Source organism: Candidatus Omnitrophota bacterium, assembly GCA_028699255.1.
Taxonomy (GTDB): domain Bacteria; phylum Omnitrophota; class Gorgyraeia; order 2-01-FULL-45-10; family 2-01-FULL-45-10; genus FEN-1322.
Genome location: JAQVUX010000001.1, coordinates 47,716 through 67,460, shown reverse-complemented (window position 1 = coordinate 67,460; position 19,745 = coordinate 47,716). Strand labels below are relative to the sequence as shown.

General features: G+C 50.1%; 17 protein-coding genes. All 17 read right to left on the bottom strand.

Annotation, left to right across the window (positions count from 1 at the left end; translation table 11 throughout):
• Position 1 precedes the first annotated feature (1 nt).
• Complete coding sequence (gene aspS, locus PHS46_00355) at positions 2–1,768, bottom strand: aspartate--tRNA ligase (GenBank protein MDD3904965.1); 1,767 nt, start codon at positions 1,766–1,768, stop codon at positions 2–4.
• Complete coding sequence (gene hisS / locus PHS46_00350; protein ID MDD3904964.1) at positions 1,768–3,057, bottom strand: histidine--tRNA ligase; 1,290 nt, start codon at positions 3,055–3,057, stop codon at positions 1,768–1,770. The genes aspS and hisS overlap by 1 nt, the downstream gene beginning before the upstream one ends.
• A 2-nt stretch (positions 3,058–3,059) precedes the next feature.
• Entirely contained in the window at positions 3,060–3,335 is a 276-nt protein-coding gene (locus PHS46_00345) for an integration host factor subunit beta (GenBank protein MDD3904963.1), read from the bottom strand.
• 185 nt (positions 3,336–3,520) lie between these two features.
• A complete protein-coding gene (locus PHS46_00340; protein ID MDD3904962.1) occupies positions 3,521–3,943 on the bottom strand; it encodes a hypothetical protein in 423 nt (140 codons plus the stop codon).
• A gap of 150 nt (positions 3,944–4,093) precedes the next feature.
• A complete protein-coding gene (locus tag PHS46_00335) occupies positions 4,094–7,540 on the bottom strand; it encodes a DNA polymerase III subunit alpha (GenBank protein ID MDD3904961.1) in 3,447 nt (1,148 codons plus the stop codon).
• A gap of 9 nt (positions 7,541–7,549) precedes the next feature.
• Positions 7,550–8,713, bottom strand: a complete 1,164-nt coding sequence (locus PHS46_00330; GenBank protein MDD3904960.1) for a GuaB3 family IMP dehydrogenase-related protein — start codon at positions 8,711–8,713, stop codon at positions 7,550–7,552.
• Positions 8,714–8,813: 100 nt separating this feature from the next.
• Positions 8,814–9,230, bottom strand: coding sequence for a hypothetical protein (locus PHS46_00325; protein ID MDD3904959.1), 417 nt, complete (start codon positions 9,228–9,230; stop codon positions 8,814–8,816).
• Between the two features lie 11 nt (positions 9,231–9,241).
• Positions 9,242–9,472, bottom strand: a complete 231-nt coding sequence (locus PHS46_00320; protein ID MDD3904958.1) for a hypothetical protein — start codon at positions 9,470–9,472, stop codon at positions 9,242–9,244.
• A 31-nt stretch (positions 9,473–9,503) separates the two neighbouring features.
• Positions 9,504–9,794, bottom strand: a complete 291-nt coding sequence (locus tag PHS46_00315) for a hypothetical protein (protein ID MDD3904957.1) — start codon at positions 9,792–9,794, stop codon at positions 9,504–9,506.
• A 172-nt stretch (positions 9,795–9,966) separates the two neighbouring features.
• The gene (gene groL / locus PHS46_00310) at positions 9,967–11,610 is read right to left on the bottom strand and encodes a chaperonin GroEL (protein MDD3904956.1); all 1,644 of its coding nucleotides are present in this window, start codon (positions 11,608–11,610) and stop codon (positions 9,967–9,969) included.
• Between the two features lie 27 nt (positions 11,611–11,637).
• On the bottom strand, positions 11,638–11,922 hold the full coding sequence (gene groES / locus PHS46_00305; protein MDD3904955.1) for a co-chaperone GroES: 285 nt from the start codon (positions 11,920–11,922) through the stop codon (positions 11,638–11,640).
• Positions 11,923–12,053: 131 nt separating this feature from the next.
• On the bottom strand, positions 12,054–12,830 hold the full coding sequence (locus PHS46_00300) for a type III pantothenate kinase (GenBank protein ID MDD3904954.1): 777 nt from the start codon (positions 12,828–12,830) through the stop codon (positions 12,054–12,056).
• Positions 12,827–13,816, bottom strand: a complete 990-nt coding sequence (locus PHS46_00295) for a biotin--[acetyl-CoA-carboxylase] ligase (protein ID MDD3904953.1) — start codon at positions 13,814–13,816, stop codon at positions 12,827–12,829. The genes PHS46_00300 and PHS46_00295 overlap by 4 nt, the downstream gene beginning before the upstream one ends.
• Positions 13,813–15,837: an excinuclease ABC subunit UvrB gene (uvrB, locus tag PHS46_00290; protein ID MDD3904952.1), complete on the bottom strand. Its 2,025-nt coding sequence runs from the start codon at positions 15,835–15,837 to the stop codon at positions 13,813–13,815. Before uvrB ends, PHS46_00295 begins: the two co-directional genes overlap by 4 nt.
• A complete protein-coding gene (gene nadC, locus PHS46_00285) occupies positions 15,834–16,709 on the bottom strand; it encodes a carboxylating nicotinate-nucleotide diphosphorylase (protein MDD3904951.1) in 876 nt (291 codons plus the stop codon). Before nadC ends, uvrB begins: the two co-directional genes overlap by 4 nt.
• Positions 16,709–16,972, bottom strand: a complete 264-nt coding sequence (locus PHS46_00280; protein ID MDD3904950.1) for a hypothetical protein — start codon at positions 16,970–16,972, stop codon at positions 16,709–16,711. Before PHS46_00280 ends, nadC begins: the two co-directional genes overlap by 1 nt.
• Positions 16,973–17,031: 59 nt before the next feature.
• Positions 17,032–19,713, bottom strand: a complete 2,682-nt coding sequence (locus PHS46_00275; protein MDD3904949.1) for a valine--tRNA ligase — start codon at positions 19,711–19,713, stop codon at positions 17,032–17,034.
• Positions 19,714–19,745 lie beyond the last annotated feature (32 nt).

The following is a 19,745-nucleotide window of genomic DNA, read 5'->3' as shown; positions in this document are numbered from 1 at the left end:
TTTATTCTGCCTTTATCTTTATTCCCAATTCGTCTAACTGCTTTGTCTCGACATCGGACGGAGCGCTCGTCATCGGGCAAAACGCCTTCTGCGTTTTAGGAAACGCGATAACATCCCGTATCGAATCGCAACCGGTCAGGAAGGTCATGAGCCGGTCGAGCCCGAAGGCAACGCCGCCGTGCGGAGGCGCGCCGTACCGGAATGCGTCGAGCAAAAAGCCAAACCTCAGACGCGCCTGTTCATCGCTTATACCTATAGTTTTAAATATAAGCTCCTGCATCTTACGCTCATGTATCCTTATACTACCCGAACCAATCTCGGTGCCGTTTATCACAAGGTCGTAAGACCTAGAGCGGACTTTGTCCAGGTCTTTGCCGGTCTCAAGAAGCTTGATATCGTCGGGATGGACGGACGTGAACGGGTGGTGCTCGGACTCCCACCGTTTTTCTTCGTCGTTATATTTAAATAACGGGAAATCGGTAATCCACAGAAAATCGAACCGTTTCTCATCGATCAGGCCAAGCTTCTTACCGAGATGTTTGCGCAATGCGGCCATCGCCTCATACGCAACCCTCTCTTTATCGGCGACCATAAAGATCATGTCGGCGTCGACTGCCGCGAGGCGGGATTTTATCGAAGAGAGTTCTTCTTTTGTGAAAAATTTGGCTATGGGGGATACAAGAAGATCGCCCTCACACTTAAAATTGGCAAGCCCCTTCGCGCCGTACTCCTTTACAAACTCCACCAGCTGGTCGATCTCTCCGCGTGAATATCCACCACAGCCTTTCGCGTTTATGGCGATTATTCGTCCGCCCTTTTTTAGGACATCCTGGAATATTTTAAACTGGCTGTCGGCAACCAGACCGTTTATTTCGGCCAACTCGAGGGCAAACCGCGTATCGGGCTTGTCGCATCCGTAACGCGCCATCGCCTCGGAATATTTTAATCTCGGGAACGGCACCCTTAGATCATACCCGATAGATTTTTTAAATATATCCTTCATCAGCCCTTCGGAGAGCGCGTATATATCCTCCTCGGTGACGAATGACATTTCGATGTCGAATTGCGTAAACTCCGGCTGTCTGTCCGCCCTGAGATCTTCATCGCGGAAGCATTTCGCTATCTGAAAATACCTGTCGAAAGACGATATCATTAATATCTGTTTAAATAATTGCGGAGACTGCGGAAGCGCGTAAAACATCCCGTGATTTACTCTGGACGGTACCAGGTAGTCTCTCGCGCCTTCAGGCGTCGATTTGGTGAGTATCGGCGTCTCCACTTCCACAAAACCCTTTTCGTCGAAATAATCCCGCGCGACCTTGCATACTTTGTGGCGCAGTCGCATACTTTTCTGCATCGTACCTCGCCTCAAATCAAGGTACCTGTATTTCAACCTCGTCTCTTCGGTAACGGATATATTGTCGTTTATTTCGAACGGCGGAGTGTCAGCCTTATTCAGTATACTGACTTTCTCGGCGTGAACCTCGATGAGGCCAGTCTTTAGCTTCGGATTCTCGGTCCCGGCGGGACGCAAAGCAACCGGCCCCTCGATCCTCACCACAAATTCGGCCCTGAGCTCTTCGGCTATCCCGTGGACCTCAACCGTCGCCTGTGGATTAAACACAATTTGTGTCAATCCGTAACCGTCCCGCAAATCTATAAAAATAATATTGCCGTGATCGCGGCGGTTGGCCACCCATCCGCAAAGCACGACATTTTTACCGACCGACTTATCATTCAGTTCACCACAGGTATGCGTGCGAAGCATTAGTTTAAACTCTCCCGTATCTTTTGAGCGACCGCATCAAACCGCACAAGTTCCTGCGGCTTGTTCTTATCTTTCATGTATTTTACAGTAGCGCCGCCTTTTGTCAACTCATCATCTCCTATAATAAAAACCATCGTCGCATTCATCTTATCGGCCTCTCTCATTTGAGCCTTGAGAGATTTGTTCTCGTAATCGATATTGAATGATACGTTTTTCCATTCACCGCTTCGTAAGGAATCGATCAGCTCAAAACCTTTTGCCTGTGCCGCCGGCCCCATAGTCGCAACATAAACAACCCGGACAACCGGCCCAAGCGACATATCCGCGCCCTGTTTACCGGCCACCATCAGGATACGCTCCACTCCGAGCGCAAACCCTGCCGCGCCGAGCTCGGGACCGCCCATATCGCTTATCAGATTGTCGTACCGGCCACCAGCCCCCAAAGCATCCTGGCTTCCCAGACCGGGATGCGTAACCTCGAAAACGGTCTGCGTATAATAATCGAGCCCCCGCACTATATACGGATCCAGTTCGTAATCTATACCTAAACTTTTAAGGCATGCTAAAACTTTTTTAAAATGTTCGCCGCATTTTGGACATATGAATTCAACGTCTTTAAAAACGCCCCTTACCAAGGCGCGGCACGATTCGACTTTGCAGTCCAGGACGCGCAAAGGATTTATCTCGAGGCGTTTTTTACAATCATCGCACAGCGCGCTCTTATCTTTCGAAAGGATTCCCCGCAATGTTTGCGAAAGGCGCGCTTTATCCTCTTTGCATCCTAAATTATTGATCTTAATCTTATAACCTTTTATACTCATCGCGTCGAGAAGCGCGGTCAATAATCTGATAACTTCGGCATCTATTTCCGGACTCATAGAGCCAATCGCCTCGGCGCCTATCTGATGGAACTGCCGCATGCGTCCGGCCTGCGGCCTTTCAGCCCTGAACATCGGGCCTATATAACAGAACTTCTGAAAGGTATCGGTTTTATGAAGATTCGCCGCGAGGTACGCCCTGACTATCGGAGCGGTACCTTCCGGGCGTAAAACTATTTCTCTGTCACCGCGGTCTTTGAAAGAGAACATTTCCTTGGTAACTATGTCGGTCTCTTCTCCGACGGACTTTACAAATAAGGACTTCTCTTCCATCACCGGCGTCCTTATTTCGCGGTAGCCGAATTTCTGGAAAACATTTTGAGAAATCGACTCCATGGCCCGGCGAAGTTCCGAATTACCCGCAGGCGGTGGTAGTATATCTGCTGTCCCTTTTACCGGTTTATATTCCATTTTTATTTTACAACTCTCGCCTTCATTATCATGCCGGATTTAAACGTTACAACCTTGCGTTCCGGTATTGATACCGTAACTCCGGTCTTCGGATTTCTACCGATCCTGGGCTTGCGCGTTTTAACTTTGAACACGCCAAAATTACGCAATTCCACCGTCTTGCCCGCGGCAACGGAATTCGTGATATGATCGAGCGTCTTCTGCACTACCAATTTCACGTCTATCTGCTTTAATCCCGTCTCTTCGGCTATCTTCATCACAATGTCTTTTTTTGTCATAAATCCTCCGATTGATGTTATCTAACTCATGCAATCGCCCCGCCCTTATTTTCACTCCCGGCGGGGCTATTAATTACACCGTCTGACAACCCACCCCGCCCTTATTTTCACTCCCGGCGGGGCTATTAATTACACCGTCTGACAACCCACCCCGCCCTTATCTTCGCTCCCGGCGGGGCTATTAATTACACCGTTTTTCGTTCCCTGAACCTTTTAAAAAAAACACCCAACGCGTTAAAATCCTCGAAACGGCGGCGCCTGGCCTTTAGCCGCTCAAAGATATTATTCAGGAATATGTAAGAATCCTTCCAATCATTATTCAGTCTCTTCAGGTTATCTTCGGAGATAAAGCGTATCGTCTGCATCGACAGAAGATCGCATACAGGATCGGTCAAGCGCCCATGCGGCATGTAGCGATATTCCAAAGAGCCCTTCAGCTCCTCATACTTGGTACGTATCATGCCTTTCGTTTCGAAAAACTTATCCTCGTCCTCTTTCGTTATGATGTCCTTCACAAGGATGCCGGAATATATGGAATGGAACTTGCCCCAGAACTCGAGAAAGTCCCTCATCGTCCTTATATCAGCCTCGGTCTTTTTATCCTTCATGATTCGACTCGTTTCACTCGCTCGCCATTAACCTGAGCAAGGCTTTGTTTTTAGTGTGTGACGTGTCGAAGGGTCATAACATTTTATATCGTAACGAGTTACTGTAACATCGGTAATTAGAAAAGTCAAGCGAGAACGTATTCGCTTAACCTATGTCCTGAACGTTACCACATCGCGGCCGAATATCTTTTCGATATCGCGCACAAGACCTTCGTGCGGTTCCACCGCGAGGGTGTTATTGGCATTCATGCGCATACGCTTTCCGTCCGGTTTGGTGAATGTAAGATAGACGGGTATGCCGCCAGGGTATCTGCCGAGTACTTTTTTGAGTTTTTCTAAAGCCCCTGCCTCCAATCCCGCGGTCAAAAGGTCTATGCTAACCACCTTAGTATACTTCATCTTAACGGATTCCAGGGAAGCGACCTCGTTGGCCACTATCTTCGGCGCGTCCTCTCTCAAACTAAGCCGCCCTTTTATAAAAAGTATCGCGTCCTGTTTTACAAGATTCGCCACCTTCTGGAATGTGGCCGGGAATATCAATACCTCCACAGTGCCATTCAAATCCTCGAGAGAAACGATCGCCATCTTCTCATTCGTCTTGCGCGTAACTGTAAATTTAACTTTAGATATAATGCCGCCTATCAGCACTTCCGCGCCGTCCGCACAGCTCTTCAATTCTGTCGTAGGGCATGTAGAGTACGTCTTCAATATCTTCTCGAATCTCGCCAGCGGATGGTTCGTTATATAAAATCCAAGCAATTCTTTTTCAAACGCAAGGAGCTGGTTCTCGGGCCATTCCGGTATGTTCGGCACTTCCTGGTAACTTTTTTTAAAATTATCCTGGTCCTCAAACTTGTCGAAAAATGAGAGTTGCCCGTTTGCGCGGTCCTTTTGTATGCCGCCGGCAATCTCAAGCGCTTTATCTATCATCGCTGAAAGCTGAGAGCGGTAGAAACCAAACGAATCCATCGCCCCGCACTTGATCAGGCTCTCCACGACTTTACGGTTCACAAGACGTGAATCGACCTTTTCGGTAAAATCGTAGAGCGACTTGAACTTGCCGGAACTCTGCCTCATTTTTATTATAGAGTCGATCGCGCCCTCGCCTACGTTTTTGATGGCTAAAAGCCCAAATCGTATGGAATCCCCCACCACCGTAAAATTGGCATAGCTTTCATTTGCATCCGGCGGCAGTATTTTTATCCCCATCTTCTGCGCTTCGCCTATATACAGCGCGATCTTGTCTAAGTTATCTTTTTCGCTTGTTAGAAGCGCAGTCATGAATTCAACAGGAAAATTTGCCTTAAGATATGCCGTCCTGAAACTTACGAGCGCGTACGCGGCCGAGTGCGATTTATTAAATCCGTACCCGGCGAAATATTCTATCTGGTCGAATATCTTACCCGAAGTCTTCTGGTCGATACGGTTCTTAGAGCCGCCGGCTATGAATAATTCCCGCATCTGTGTCATAACTTCCGGCACCTTCTTCGCCATTGCGCGGCGAAGATTGTCGGCTTGAGCAAGTGAAAATCCGGCCAGCGACGAAGCGACCCTCATAACCTGCTCCTGGTATAGGATAACGCCGTTAGTCTCTTTCAAGATCGGCTCGAGGAGCGGGTGGTCATAACGGATCTTTACCTCGCCGTGTTTTCGTTTCATAAAATCGTCGAGCATGCCGGATCCGATCGGCCCCGGACGGAATAACGCGAGGAGCGCTATAATATCCTCGAACCGCTCGGGTTTAAGTTTTTTGAGCAGGTCTCGCATGCCGGATGATTCGAGCTGAAAAACGCCGACGGATTCCGCATTCGCCAGGAGTTTATACGTCTTCGGGTCTTCGAGCGATATCGCGTCGATATCGAGATCAACGCCTTTTGTGCGCCGAATTATCTTGAGCGCCTCGCTTATGACCGTAAGCGTGCGAAGCCCCAGGAGATCCATTTTAAGAAGGCCTATCTTCTCGAGGGAGGTCGCCGGATACGCAGTGGTAATCTGCCCTTCCTGTATCTTGTAAAGAGGAGCGTAATTCACCAGCGGCTCCTCGCTTATAACTACACCTGCGGCGTGTGTCGAAGCGTGTCTGGTAAGTCCCTCAAGAACAAGCGAAGTATCGATAAGCTGGGCGATCTTCGAATCCATCTTGTAGAGATTCCGGAGCTCCGATTCCTGCTCGAGCGCGTGGTTAAGCGTCATATTCAGGTCGTTTGGTATGAGCTTGGCGATCCTATCGACATCGGCATACGGCATCCCGAGCGCCCGGCCGGTATCCCGGATGACGGCTTTCGCCATCATGGTGCCGAACGTTATTATCTGTGCGACGTTATCCTTGGAATATTTCTTTACGACGTAATCTATGACTTCGCCGCGCCTGACATAGCAAAAATCGATATCTATATCGGGCAGGCTTATACGTTCGGGGTTTAAAAAACGCTCAAAAAGCAGATCATACTTCAAAGGGTCAATGCTCGTTATCCCGAGCGCGTAACTTACTACGCTACCGGCGGCGCTTCCTCTGCCCGGCCCCACAGGTATGCCGCTATTCTTCGCGTAGTTCACAAAATCCCATGCGATCAAAAAGTAACTCGGATACCCAAAGTTCTCGATAACTTTCAGCTCGTGCTCCACCCGGTCATAAACGCTCTTTTCGGCTACGGGATACCTTTTTTTTATACCCTCGAAAACGAGCTCCCTTAAATACCCTTCTCTCGTCTTACCTTCCGGCACTTTATAATTAGGGAGGTGGTGATGCTTGAAATCAAGCTCAAGATTGCATTTCTCGGCAATAACCATGGTATTTTTAATAGCCTCGGGCGCCACTCCCCCGAAACTGCGCATCATCTGGTCGCGTGTCTTGAAATAGAACTCATCGGTCTGCAGGCGCATCCTGTTCGGGTCGTCCATAGTCGTCTGGGTCTGAATGCACAAGAGTGTCTCATGCGCCCTGGCGTGCTCTTTTTCCAGATAATGGATATCGTTTGTGGCAACGAGCCCTACGCCCATCTCTTTACCCATTTTAATAAGCTCTTTGTTTACTTTTTCCTGTTCGGGTATGAGATTATCCTGTATTTCAAGATAGAAATTTTCCTTACCGAAAAGTGAACGATATTCGTCTATCGTTTTCCTGGCCTGTTCTATCTGATTGGTATGGATAAGGTGCGGTATCTCGCCTTTAAGACAAGCGCTCATGCAGATAAGCCCGTCCTTATGCTTGGCGAGTATCTCTTTGTCGATCCTGGGGCGGTAGTAAAAACCTTCGAGGAAACCTGCCGAAACAAGCTTCATAAGGTTCTTATACCCTGTTTCATTCTTAGCGAGCAGAAGGAGGTGGAACGAGGCATCATGAATGCCGTGGCTAGATTTTTCGAATCTTGAACCGGGGGCTATATACACTTCACTGCCGATGATAGGCTTTATGCCGTTTTTCATCGCCATGGTGTAGAACTCTATGGCGCCGAACATATTTCCGTGATCCGTAATAGCGCATGCGCCCATGCGGCAGTCGCGGATCTTCTGCATAAGGCTGTCAAGCTGGCAGGCGCCATCAAGCAGGCTAAACTGCGTATGTAGATGCAGATGGACGAAGTCAGAGTGTTGCATTGTTACTGTCTATTTTCCCATTCCAACCCGTTGAGCGACTTGGAATACTTTTCCTTCTGTCTGTATCGATGGTGCGATGATGATATTGGTCTTGTGCATCTCTTTTATGGATTTAGCTCCGACATTACCCATGGACGTCTGTAAAGCGCCCATAAGATTTTGCGAACCATCATCGACTTTCGCGGGGCCGTAGAGTATCTCTTCTAAGCTACCGGTAACACCGACGCGTATCCTGGTGCCTCTCGGTAGATTCGAGTGCGGAGTGGCCATGCCCCAGTGACATCCTCTGCCCGGAGCTTCTTTCGACCTGGCGAATGCGGAGCCGACCATTACCGCGTCCGCGCCGCAGGCGAACGCCTTGCATATATCGCCGCCGGTAGACATTCCACCGTCGGTTATTATCGGAACATATCTCTTTTTCTTTTTGTAATATGCGTCCCTCGCCGCCGCGCAGTCAATAGTGGCGGTAACCTGAGGCACGCCTATCCCGAGAACGCCGCGAGTCGTACATGCGGCGCCGGGGCCTATACCTATAAGAAGGCCGCTACAGCCGGTGTCCATCAAATCTAACGCAACCTCATAAGTAACGCAGTTGCCGATAACGACCGGCACCTTCATCATCTTGCAGAACTTATAGAAATCTAGAACTTTGTAACTCTTCGCGACGTGCTTGACCGTGGTCACGGTCGATTGAACTAAAAACGCGTCGGCTCCGGCTTCCTGCGCGATAGACCCGAACCGCTCCGCTCTCTGCGGTATGGCGCTTACGACAGCCGGTACCTTGGCGCGCTTTATCTGCTCGATGCGTTTCGATATAAGTTTTTCTTTTATCGGCTCTTCGTAGATGGTTTGAACAAGTTGAGTGGCCTCTTCCGGGGTAGCGCGGGATATTCTGTCTAAAACTTCTTCGGGATTTTCGTATCTTGTCTGCACGCCTTCAAGGTTCAGCACAGCTATGCCACCGAACTTTCCCATAGCGATAGCGAACTTTACGTCTACGACTCCGTCCATAGCCGCGGCAAGTATCGGAACATTGTAGGTTTTTTTACCAAGAGCCCACGACGTATCGACCTCTTCCGGGTTGTATGTAACTTGGCCCGGGACGAGCGCTATTTCATCAAAACCATAACACCTTCTTGCTTTTCTCTCAACGCCTATAAAAAATTGTGCCATTTTTTCATCTCCGTTAGTGAAATAAAAAACCGCACGCGTTCTTAACCATAGTGGTAGCGTGTGGTTATCTATAATATAGAATTAAAGCGGTTTTGTCAACTCATTCTACGTAACGCGACAATAAGGACATGGCCTTTTCATTGTCGCTGGTCTGGAGCACCATCCTGGAGGAAGAGCCTGTTGCCGATGACGTTATGTAAACGTACTTTATGTCTATCTTATTCATCTTAAGCTCAGTCGCCACCACTTTCAGCGACCCCGGTTTATTGTCGATCTCGACCATCAAAACTTCCGTCTCGCTTATCGTCTTATACTTCTTCTTTTTTAGCTCATTTAGTACCCGCAGGTTGCCGTTTGTAACTATAAATAATTTCGCATGGCGACCCGATTCGTACCCCAGGAAAGCGTCGATATTAACACCCTCATTGGCCATGATGATCGCCGCATCGGCAAGAAGTCCGATTTTATTCCCGGTAGAAACAACTATCTCTTCTCCGATCGTAACGCTCCTTATCACGCTTAGCGCTCCTATCTTGTGGGGCCGGACTTTATCTCTTTGACCTGGTCGGCCGTGCACTGAAATATCCCTATCTTCTTTAACGGCTTGCCCTCGATCTCGTACTTACCGGTTATGAGATCGCCGAGTTTCTGAAACACTGAATCCTGCTTCTCTTTCCCCTGATAGTCGGACGCGTACGCGCTGACAGCCAAACCTACAGCCATTACCATTATAAAAAATATTGTGATAGCTTTCTTCATCTTACTTCCTCCGGTTTGTTTTTTATTACCATTACGTATTTTCTCTGTTATATATCTCCTGCCACATCTTTCTCGTATTTGGATCGGCGATAAATACCCAGTCCCCATCCTTGGATATACTCTTGCCGTTAATAAGCACGGACGTGGGGTTTTGCCATACATATTTTACCTCGCCCGTGATGCGATTCACCAGTAGCTTCTGATTGTACATTTGCAACTGCACTTCTTTGTACAGCACTTTGTCAACGATGCTGACCGCATGTACGGGCGCACAAAAAATAGCGATTATAATCATTACCGATAACGTAATCTTTATCTTCATTCTGCCCTCCTCGTTAGAGTATATATCTCAAAATGTATTTTTGCAAGCCGTGAAAATAAAAAAATGGCCCGGAGAATTTAACCTCCGAGCCATTTGATCATTAACCGTACAACCGCGTAGGTTATCCGGTTGCAAACACCTGGCTAACCTACGCGGTTGACTGACATTAATCTTAATACATTCCGCCCATACCGCCCGGAGGCATGCCGCCCGGCATTCCGGCCGGCGCTTTCTCCTCTTCAGGGATATCGGTAATAACCGTTTCTGTCGTTATCATCAAGGCCGCGATCGATGCCGCGTTCTGGAGAGCTGAACGGGTAACTTTCTTCGGATCGATGACACCGGCCGCTATCATGTCGGTGTAAACATCTTTATCCGCGTCGTAACCTTCGTTCGTCTTCATCTCTTTTACCTTGTTCACTACGACCGAACCCTCCTGGCCCGCGTTATTCGCGATCGTCCTGATGGGTTCCTCGAGAGCCCGCTTCACTATGTCGACGCCGATCTGCTCGTCACCCGACAGTTTAAGCTTCGAGAGGCCTTCGATGCATCTCAATAGCGCTACGCCGCCGCCAGGGACGATGCCCTCTTCGACAGCCGCTCTCGTAGCATGCAGAGCGTCTTCAACGCGCGCTTTCCGCTCTTTCATCTCGGTTTCCGTCGCCGCTCCGACATTGATGACAGCCACGCCGCCCGCCAACTTCGCGAGCCGCTCCTGTAGCTTCTCTTTATCATAATCGGAGTCGGTATCTTCGATCTGCTTGCGGATCTGCGCGATGCGCGCCTGCAGGTCGCTCGTCTTGCCGGAACCTTCCACTATAGTTGTATTATCTTTATCGATCCTGACTTTCTTGGCACGGCCAAGATCTTCCAGTTTCACATTCTCAAGCTTTATACCGAGTTCCTCGGTGATCGCTTTTCCTCCGGTGAGTATAGCGATATCTTCCAACATCGCTTTTCTCCTGTCCCCGTAACCCGGAGCCTTTACAGCCGCCGTCTGGAGAGTACCGCGAATCTTATTCACTACCAGAGTCGCCAGAACTTCGCCTTCGGTCTCTTCCGATATTATAAGAAGCGGCTTACCCGCTCTCGCAACTTTCTCCAATAAAGGCAGAATGTCCTTCATGCTCGATATCTTCTTCTCATGGATAAGTATGTAAGGATCTTCGAGCGAAACTTCCATCTTCTCGGTATCAGTCACGAAGTAAGGCGAAAGATAGCCCTGGTCGAACTCCATACCCTCAACGAGCTCGAGTTCAGTCTTGGACGCTTTGCCTTCTTCTACTGTAATGACGCCGTCCTTGCCGACTTTAGTCATCGCTTCTGCTATCTGGCTTCCGATCTCCTGATCGTTATTCGCCGCTATCGACGCGACCTGGAGTATCTCTTTCTTGTCTTTTGGGTTGACCGGCTTGGCGAGTTTTTTCAGGTCCTCGATAACTCTCTCAACCGCCTTCTCGATCCCGCGGCGGAGCGCCATAGGATTGGCGCCGGCGGTAACGTTCTTCATTCCTTCTCTAAATATCGACTCGGCGAGTACTGTCGCGGTCGTAGTGCCGTCTCCGGCTATATCTGAGGTCTTCGACGCTACTTCTTTTACCAGTTCCGCCCCCATATTCTCATAGGGATCTTTCAACTCTATCTCTTTTGCTACGGTAACGCCGTCTTTCGTAATAGTCGGCGCACCGAATTTTTTGTCGAGGACTACGTTTCGGCCTTTAGGCCCAAGCGTAACCTTTACCGCCCTGGCAAGCTGTTCGACGCCTCTTAATATTGCCCTGCGCGCCTCCTCGCCGTATAGTAATTGCTTTGCCATTTTATTCACCTTCCTTTATTAGTTTTGTTATTTCACTATCGCCAGAATATCTTCTTCTTTAAGTATCAGATACTCTTTGCTATCCATCGTTATTTCGGTGCCGGTATATTTTCCGAACAATATCTTATCGCCGACCTTCACCTCGGGAGATACCGTCTTACCGTCACAAACCTTACCTTTGCCTACCGCGATCACTTCGGCTTCCTGCGGCTTCTCTTTTGCCGTATCAGGCAGAAGTATACCGCCTTTCGTCACATCTTTGGCTTCGAGGACTTTAACCACTACCCTGTCCGCCAATGGCTGGATCTTCATGCTACACCCCTCCTTCGTTATAAATTTGATTTTTCGAACTTAGCACTCACTACCGTTGAGTGCTAACAGCATTATACGAAATCCGGGAATTTTGTCAAGATTTTTTAATTTCTACGAAACCCTGCGGGTACTCAGCTATTGAAGGGCATGACAGAATTATGAAAAATAAGATAAAGGCCTTTGAGGGTTATATCTTCGTCGAGGATCCGGATAGAATGGGCATATCGCTTTATGAGCGCGGCGTTACCGCCGGTGGCGATAATCTTGACAGATGAGCCTAAAATATTTTTATACTTCGCGACCAGGCCGTCGCACATCGCACCAAACCCGAAGAGTATCCCACCGCGCATACTATTAACCGTATCCCTGCCTATTATGTCCGCGGCGGCCTTCAGGTCTACCTTTGGCAATAGCGCGGTCTTTTCGTAAAGGCTGGAGAGCGATATGCCTATGCCCGGCAATATCAGCCCGCCTAAATAGTCGCCCCGCGCGGAGACGACATCAAATGTTATGGCGGTACCGAAGTCGATTATGACGGCGGGCGCCCCGTAAAGAACACGGGCCGCATAAGCGTTCACAAGCCGGTCTTGTCCGACCTCGGACTTTACCCGGTACATATTCTTCACCGGCACTTTTATGTCACGGCCTAACACCGTTATACGGCAGTCCGCGACCTTGTTCAGATGCATTATAAAACGGCTTAAGGCTACCGGCACCACGCTCGATACGATTACATCTATTTTTTCCCGGCGCCCTACGCCGGACTTCGCAAACATTTTTTTTAGATACGATTCGTATAAAGAATATGTATGGGTAGGTATCTTGATTTTAACAGTTAAACTTTTACCTTTAAAAACGCCCGCCGTTATGTTGGTATTACCTATATCTACAGTGATCAAATTATTCATTTTTCACTCCCCTGCCTCACCATAACTATGTCACCGGACGATATCTTCTCCAGTGTACCTTCGTCTCTTCGCACCACAAGCGCTCCGTCCGGATCTATGTCGTGCGCCAGGGCTTCAAAAGTCCGGTTCGGTAAAACAACCTTTATCCTCGAGCCAAGTATACCGGATAGGTGCTTCCACTCATCCATTATCCTGCCGGGGCCTTCCGTTTTCAATATAAAATAATATTCTTCGAGCCGCTCGATAAGCCGTTTAGTAAGTTCAATGCGGGAGACGCCCTCGCCTTTATTGTGGTGCGCAAGCTCTTCCTTTAATGATGTGGCGCCCTTAGGTAATTGTCGAACGGGCGTATTTACATTTATACCTATTCCTATAACGATAAAATCGGCGCTGTCCTGTTCCGCCTTCATCTCTGTAAGAATGCCGCAGACCTTACCATGATTGATCAAAATGTCATTAGGCCATTTTATCATCGCGGGTAGAGCTGTCACATCCCTTATGGTCCGGGCGACGGCGACAGCCGCCACCAGTGTTATCCTGGGTATCTCGACCGGCGCGATCCGCGGACGCAAAATAACCGAAAAATATATCCCGCCTTTCGATGGCGAAAGCCAAGTGCGTCCATGCCGGCCCTTACCCTGCTCCTGTTCTTCGGCGAGTATCACGGCGCCTTCTTTCAGGCCTTTTTCTGCCAGAGAATATGCGATATCGTTGGTCGAGCCGGCCTTCCGGTAAGAGATTATTTCGCGCCCTATAACTTTAGACTTAAGCCTCCACTTTATCTCGGCGGGAATAAGCCGGTCGGGTATGCCGTTAAGGCGATAGCCTAAATGCGGCGAAGCTTCTATCGCGTAACCTTCTTCCCGAAGCTTCTCGATATGTTTCCATATCGCGGCCCTGGAAACATCGGCGATTTTACACAGGTCCTCGCCCGATACATGGTCCGGGTTATTTCTCAGCCTGGATAATATCTTCTCGTCTATCATTTCTTCGCGCTCTCCGGTTCCTGCCCGCCCGGCCCTCCGGGGCCTTTCCCGAGTTTTTCCCGCAATTCTTTTATCTGATCACGCAGGATGGCGGCTTTCTCGAATTGCAGGTTGCGCGCGGCCACTTCCATGTCGTGTTGAAGCTCGCCTATCAAAGCGGTCAGGTCATACTGGTCATCCGTCTCCTCGACAACGCTCGCGATAACCTCCCGCGCCTTCTTATATGATTCGATGCCTTCCTTGACCGCCTTCTCTATGGAGCGCGGTGTTATGTTATTCGCCGTGTTGAATTCCGTCTGTATCTTACGGCGCCGGACGCATTCGCTTATGGCGCGCTTCATCGAGCCGGTAACGGTATCGGCGTACATTATAACACGTCCGTTGAGGTGACGCGCGGCGCGGCCGGCGACCTGTATCAAGCTCGTCTGGCTTCTCAGAAAACCCTCTTTGTCCGCGTCGAGTATCGCTACGAGCGATACCTCGGGCAGGTCGAGTCCTTCCCTCAGCAGATTTATCCCGACCAGACAGTCGAATTTATTCAGACGGAGATCGCGCAGTACCTCTACGCGCTCGATGGCATCCATGTCGGAATGGAGATATTTGACTTTGAGCCCGAGATCGCTCAAGTATCGCGCCAGGTCTTCGGCGAGCCGCTTGGTAAGTGTCGTGACGAGCACGCGCTCTTTTCTTTCCGCGCGGGAAGATATTTCCTTAATGAGATCGTCTATCTGCCCCTTGCTCGGCCTGACATCTATCGGCGGATCGATAAGGCCCGTGGGGCGTATCAACTGCTCAAATATCTTTCCTTCCGATTTGTTCAGTTCGTACTCATTTGGCGTGGCCGATACGAATGTTATCGGGCGCACGAGAGCTTCGAACTCTTCAAACCGCAGAGGCCTGTTGTCCAAAGCCGACGGAAGCCGGAAACCGTATTCGATCAGCGTCTCTTTCCTCGCCCTGTCGCCGTTATACATGCCGCGTATCTGCGGGATCGTAACGTGCGATTCATCTATAAAGGTGATGAAGCCTTTGGGGAAATAATCGATGAGGCACCACGGCCGTGAACCGGAAGAGCGATTGGACAGATGGCGCGAATAGTTCTCTATGCCACTGCAATAGCCTATCTCCCTCATCATCTCGATATCGTAATGTGTCCGCGACTCGAGGCGCTGGGCTTCGACGAGTTTATTCTGCGCTCTCAATTCCGCAAGGCGCCCGGCGAGTTCCTCTTCGATGGATTTGACGGACGACTCGATCCTGTCCGGGGTGGTAACAAAGTGCTTGGCCGGATAGATGCCGGCCTTCTGCAGACGATTTAACGCCTTGCCGGTCAGCGGGTCGATCTCGTATATCCCCTCGACCTTATCGCCAAACTGCTCTATCCTGTAAGCGGTCTTTGTATATGCCGGAAAAATCTCGACGGTATCTCCGCGCACCCGAAAAGTCGAGCGCTTGAAATCGTAATCATTACGCTCATAGTGTATGTCGATAAGCCTCTTCAGTATCTCGTCCCTGGAAATATCCTGCGCCTCTTCCACATGAAAGAGCATCTCGCCGTATTCGCCCGGAGAACCGAGGCCGTATATACAGGAGACGCTGGCGACGACAATACAGTCGTCCCGGGACATAAGTGAACTCGTAGCCGAAAGGCGCAGGCGGTCGATGTCCTCGTTTATGGACGAATCCTTCTCGATGTATATGTCCGTATGAGGTATATACGCTTCCGGCTGGTAGTAATCGTAGTAACTTACAAAATACTCCACGGCATTTTCCGGGAAAAATTCTTTAAATTCGCTGTAAAGCTGGGCGGCGAGCGTCTTGTTGTGAGAGATTATCAGGGCTGGACGGCCGATATTGGCGATGACGTTGGCCATGGTAAACGTCTTACCCGAACCGGTAACTCCGAGGAGAGTCTGATAGCCGGAGCCGCGCTCCAGCGCCTCGGTCAATTTTCGTATAGCTTCAGGCTGGTCGCCGTCGGGTTTGAATTTGCTGACTAATTTGAAGTTCGCTTTTTTCACACGATTTCCAGCGACATATCTATCGATTTTATCGATGCCGTAAGCGATCCTATAGAAATAACGTCCGGCTTCGTTTTCGCGAAGGATTCGATCGTATCCAGGGTTATGCCTCCCGAGACCTCGATAACAGGCTTCACCTTCGACAAGCGGCGTATCTCGACGCACGCCCTGACGTCCTCGGGCGACATATTGTCGAGCATTATGATGTCCGGTTTCCCCGCGAGTGCGTCATTGAACTCCTCGATCGACGCGACCTCTATCTCGATAACCGTTCCTTTTACACTCTTCCTTCTCGCCGTCTCGACTATTGTTTTTAATGCAATCTTCTTATTTTCACTACCGGCAGTCTGGCGCAATACGCCTATATGATTATCTTTTATTAAAACCTGATCGTACAATCCCATCCTGTGGTTCGCGCCGCCGCCGGTAAATACGGCATATTTTTCCAAATACCTCATGAGCGGCAAGGTCTTGCGCGTATCCATAATCTTAACTCCGTACGGCCTCGCTTTGTCGGCGTATGCTTTCGTTGTCGTAGCCACGGCGCTCAAGAACGACAGGAAATTGAGCATCGTCCTCTCCGCTCGCATAATAGAACCGGTATGCCCCTCGAGATAAGCGATCTCCTTGGTGTTTCCCACAAAACTTCCGTCGTCGCAGTTCGGCTTAAATCTCACACTGAAGTCGATCTGCGCCATCACCCATTCCGCTATCTTGAGCCCGCAAACCACACAGGTCTCTTTGGCGATTATGCTCGCCTTCGAACTCGTAGTACCTGAAACAAGCGCGGTGGTCGTGATATCGCCTTTACCTATGTCTTCTTTAAGCGCGGCCTTGATTATCGGTAGCGCCCTTTCCTTCTCGAGCTTCATTACCAGCCGATCTCCCCTTCTTTATCGCTTTCAACGACATTCGGTATGCCCGTATTCTCGTCGTAAACCTGCGCGGGCGGCACCCTCCTGGACTCGCGATCCTCAAAACCGTCGTCATCGCCGGCGGGGGCATCGTTCGAATCGACTACTATCGGTTTTTCCACTGCGCCCTGCGTGGCGGCGCTCTTAGCGTCATCCTGAGCCACTGCTATACCGGCATAAGACATCGCAAATATCGCTACGACTACAAATAAATACCTCATGTGCCCTCCCTTTATTTGGCCAACCGCGTAGGTTGGCCATGCATTGATCGGTAGATAACCTACGCGGTTATCCCCTTTAAATTACTCTTCAATTTCTTAAGCCTGTCTTCAAGCTCCAGCTTGTGCCCCGCCTGTTTCTCGACCACTTCTTTTGGCGCTTTGGCGGTAAAGTTCCTGTCTTTAAGCCGCGCCCCTATAGCCTTGATCTCGGCGGAGATGCGCCCCTCTTCCTTCTCAAGCCTGGCGCGTTCCTTCGCGAAATCTATGAGCCCTTCTAGCGGCACATATACCTCGATCCGCCCGATGACGCTCGCGGCGGCGTTCGCGGGTTTGGCGAGAGCACCTATCGCAAGGCTCGACGAGCGCGCCATGCGTTTTATAAGCTCCGCGTTTTCCTGAAGCAATTTTTCCGTCGCAGTGTCGCGGACATTAACCATGACCTTGACAGAAGTCTGCGGGTCGATATTCCACACCGCGCGTATATTGCGTATGGTCGTTATGATCTCGATGAGCTCCTTCATCTTTTCTTCCGCTTCTTTCGATATCATATCCTGCTGGACGTGCGGCCACGATTGTATCATTATGGAATCGCCTACGACGGCAGATATGGATGGAAGCTTCTGCCATATCTCTTCGGTAACGAACGGCATTATGGGATGGAGCATCCTTAAACTCTTCTCCAGCACTTTATAAAGTATGACCTGCGACGTCTTTTCACTTATAGTCGATTTCGCCGTCTCGATGTACCAGTCGCAGAACTCGTGCCAGATGAATTCATATATAGAATTGGCCGCTTCATTAAACTTATACTCGTCGAGGCATTTCGTTACATAATCGAGCGTGGAATAAAGGCTCGAGAGTATCCACTTCTCGGGAAGCGTAAGGCGGGCGCCTTTAAAGAATACGCACAGGTCGGCGTCTACCTCGTCGGGCTTCAGGTTCATGAGAATGAAACGGGAAGCGTTCCAGAGCTTATTGGCGAAGTTCCTTCCAAGCTCGAATTTGCCCTCGGCGAGGAATACGTCCTGCCCCTGGGCGGTGATCGATATGATGCTGAAACGGAGCGCGTCGGTGCCGTATTTGGCTATCATGTCGAGCGGGTCGATAACATTGCCTAAAGACTTCGACATCTTGGTGCCGGTAATGTCCCTGACCGTACCGTGAATATATACGTCTTTGAACGGCGCCGCGCCTCTGAATTCGATGCCGGCCATTATCATCCGCGCCACCCAGAAGAATATTATCTCCTGCGCCGTCGCCAGCGTATTCGTCGGATAGAAATACTTCAGTTCCGGCGTTTCCTTAGGCCATCCGAACGTCGAGAAAGGCCAAAGCCATGACGAAAACCACGTATCGAGCACGTCCGGATCCTGTACTATATCCGTCGATCCGCACTTAGGGCACTTTTCAGGCCGGGCCTTTGCAACCATCACGCCCGCTTGAGTATCCGGATTTGGATTCTGCTTTTCCAGTTCCTGACATTTTTTGCAATAATATACAGGTATGCGATGCCCCCACCATATCTGCCGCGAAATGCACCAGTCGCGGATATTCGTCATCCACTCGAGATAGACTTTCGTCCAGCGCTCGGGATAAAATTTGACTTCGCCTTTGCGAACTACATCGATAGCGGGCTTCGCCAGAGGCTTCATCTTCACGAACCACTGCGGCGAGAGCCGCGGCTCGACCATCGTATGGCAACGGTAGCAGTGGCCGACCGCGTGGCGGTGCGGCTCGCTCTTTACGAAGAGGCCGTGCGCCTTCAGGTCTTCGAGTATCGCCTCACGCGCCTCGAAACGGTCCATACCCTCATAGTCTCCGCCCAGCGCGTTTATGCTGGCGTCGTCGTTCATTATGTTTATCTGCTCGAGCGAATGCTTCCGTCCGAGCTCGAAGTCGACAGGGTCGTGCGCCGGGGTTACCTTCAACGCGCCGGTGCCGAATTTGAGATCGACTATCGGATCGAATATTATTTTAAGTTCACGATTCACCAGCGGCAGGATCACCGACTTGCCTTTAAGATCTTTGTAGCGCTTATCCTTGGGGTTGACCGCAATCGCAGAGTCGCCCAACATCGTTTCGGGCCGTGTCGTCGCTACGATGATGTGCTCCTTCGAGCCTTTGATCTGATATTTGATATGGTACAGCATGCCGTCGACATCGCGGTGCTGGCTCTCTTCGTCGGACAGGGCCGTCTGGCACCTGGGACACCAGTTGATTATGTAGTTGCCTCTGTATATCAGGCCTTTTTCGTAAAGTTTTATGAATACGTCAACCACCGCGTCGGAGAGCCCCTCGTCCATGGTGAAACGCGTCCTCTCCCAATCGCACGAACAGCCCAGCTTCTTGAGCTGTCGTATTATCGTGGTGCCGTACTCCTCGCGCCATTTCCACACCTCGTCGACGAACTTCTCGCGCCCGAGATCCTGGCGCTTCTTTCCTTCCTTGGCGAGCTTGCGCTCGACGACATTCTGCGTCGCTATGCCCGCATGGTCGGTACCCGGCATCCACTCGGCCTCGTAGCCCTGCATGCGCTTGAATCGTATCAATATGTCCTGCAACGTGTCATTTAAGGCATGTCCCATGTGCAGTATGCCGGTTATATTCGGTGGCGGGATGACGATCGAATATGGTTTCTTCTTCGAGTTCGGCTCCGCGTGGAAATAGCCCTTCTCTTCCCAGCCCTTGTAAAGCCTGTCTTCAACTTCGTGTGGATTATACGCCTTCGGTAGTTCTTCCATTTCTCTCCTCAGTAACTCTGTAAACGGATACG

Excerpts from the sequence above, each read along its gene's own strand:
- aspS (MDD3904965.1), bottom strand. The coding sequence starts at position 1,768 with ATGCTTCGCACGCATACCTGTGGTGAACTGAATGATAAGTCGGTCGGT.
- hisS (MDD3904964.1), bottom strand. The coding sequence starts at position 3,057 with ATGGAATATAAACCGGTAAAAGGGACAGCAGATATACTACCACCGCCT.
- PHS46_00345 (MDD3904963.1), bottom strand. The coding sequence starts at position 3,335 with ATGACAAAAAAAGACATTGTGATGAAGATAGCCGAAGAGACGGGATTA.
- PHS46_00340 (MDD3904962.1), bottom strand. The coding sequence starts at position 3,943 with ATGAAGGATAAAAAGACCGAGGCTGATATAAGGACGATGAGGGACTTT.
- PHS46_00335 (MDD3904961.1), bottom strand. The coding sequence starts at position 7,540 with ATGCAACACTCTGACTTCGTCCATCTGCATCTACATACGCAGTTTAGC.
- PHS46_00330 (MDD3904960.1), bottom strand. The coding sequence starts at position 8,713 with ATGGCACAATTTTTTATAGGCGTTGAGAGAAAAGCAAGAAGGTGTTAT.
- PHS46_00320 (MDD3904958.1), bottom strand. The coding sequence starts at position 9,472 with ATGAAGAAAGCTATCACAATATTTTTTATAATGGTAATGGCTGTAGGT.
- PHS46_00315 (MDD3904957.1), bottom strand. The coding sequence starts at position 9,794 with ATGAAGATAAAGATTACGTTATCGGTAATGATTATAATCGCTATTTTT.
- groL (MDD3904956.1), bottom strand. The coding sequence starts at position 11,610 with ATGGCAAAGCAATTACTATACGGCGAGGAGGCGCGCAGGGCAATATTA.
- groES (MDD3904955.1), bottom strand. The coding sequence starts at position 11,922 with ATGAAGATCCAGCCATTGGCGGACAGGGTAGTGGTTAAAGTCCTCGAA.
- PHS46_00300 (MDD3904954.1), bottom strand. The coding sequence starts at position 12,830 with ATGAATAATTTGATCACTGTAGATATAGGTAATACCAACATAACGGCG.
- PHS46_00295 (MDD3904953.1), bottom strand. The coding sequence starts at position 13,816 with ATGATAGACGAGAAGATATTATCCAGGCTGAGAAATAACCCGGACCAT.
- nadC (MDD3904951.1), bottom strand. The coding sequence starts at position 16,709 with ATGAAGCTCGAGAAGGAAAGGGCGCTACCGATAATCAAGGCCGCGCTT.
- PHS46_00280 (MDD3904950.1), bottom strand. The coding sequence starts at position 16,972 with ATGAGGTATTTATTTGTAGTCGTAGCGATATTTGCGATGTCTTATGCC.
- PHS46_00275 (MDD3904949.1), bottom strand. The coding sequence starts at position 19,713 with ATGGAAGAACTACCGAAGGCGTATAATCCACACGAAGTTGAAGACAGG.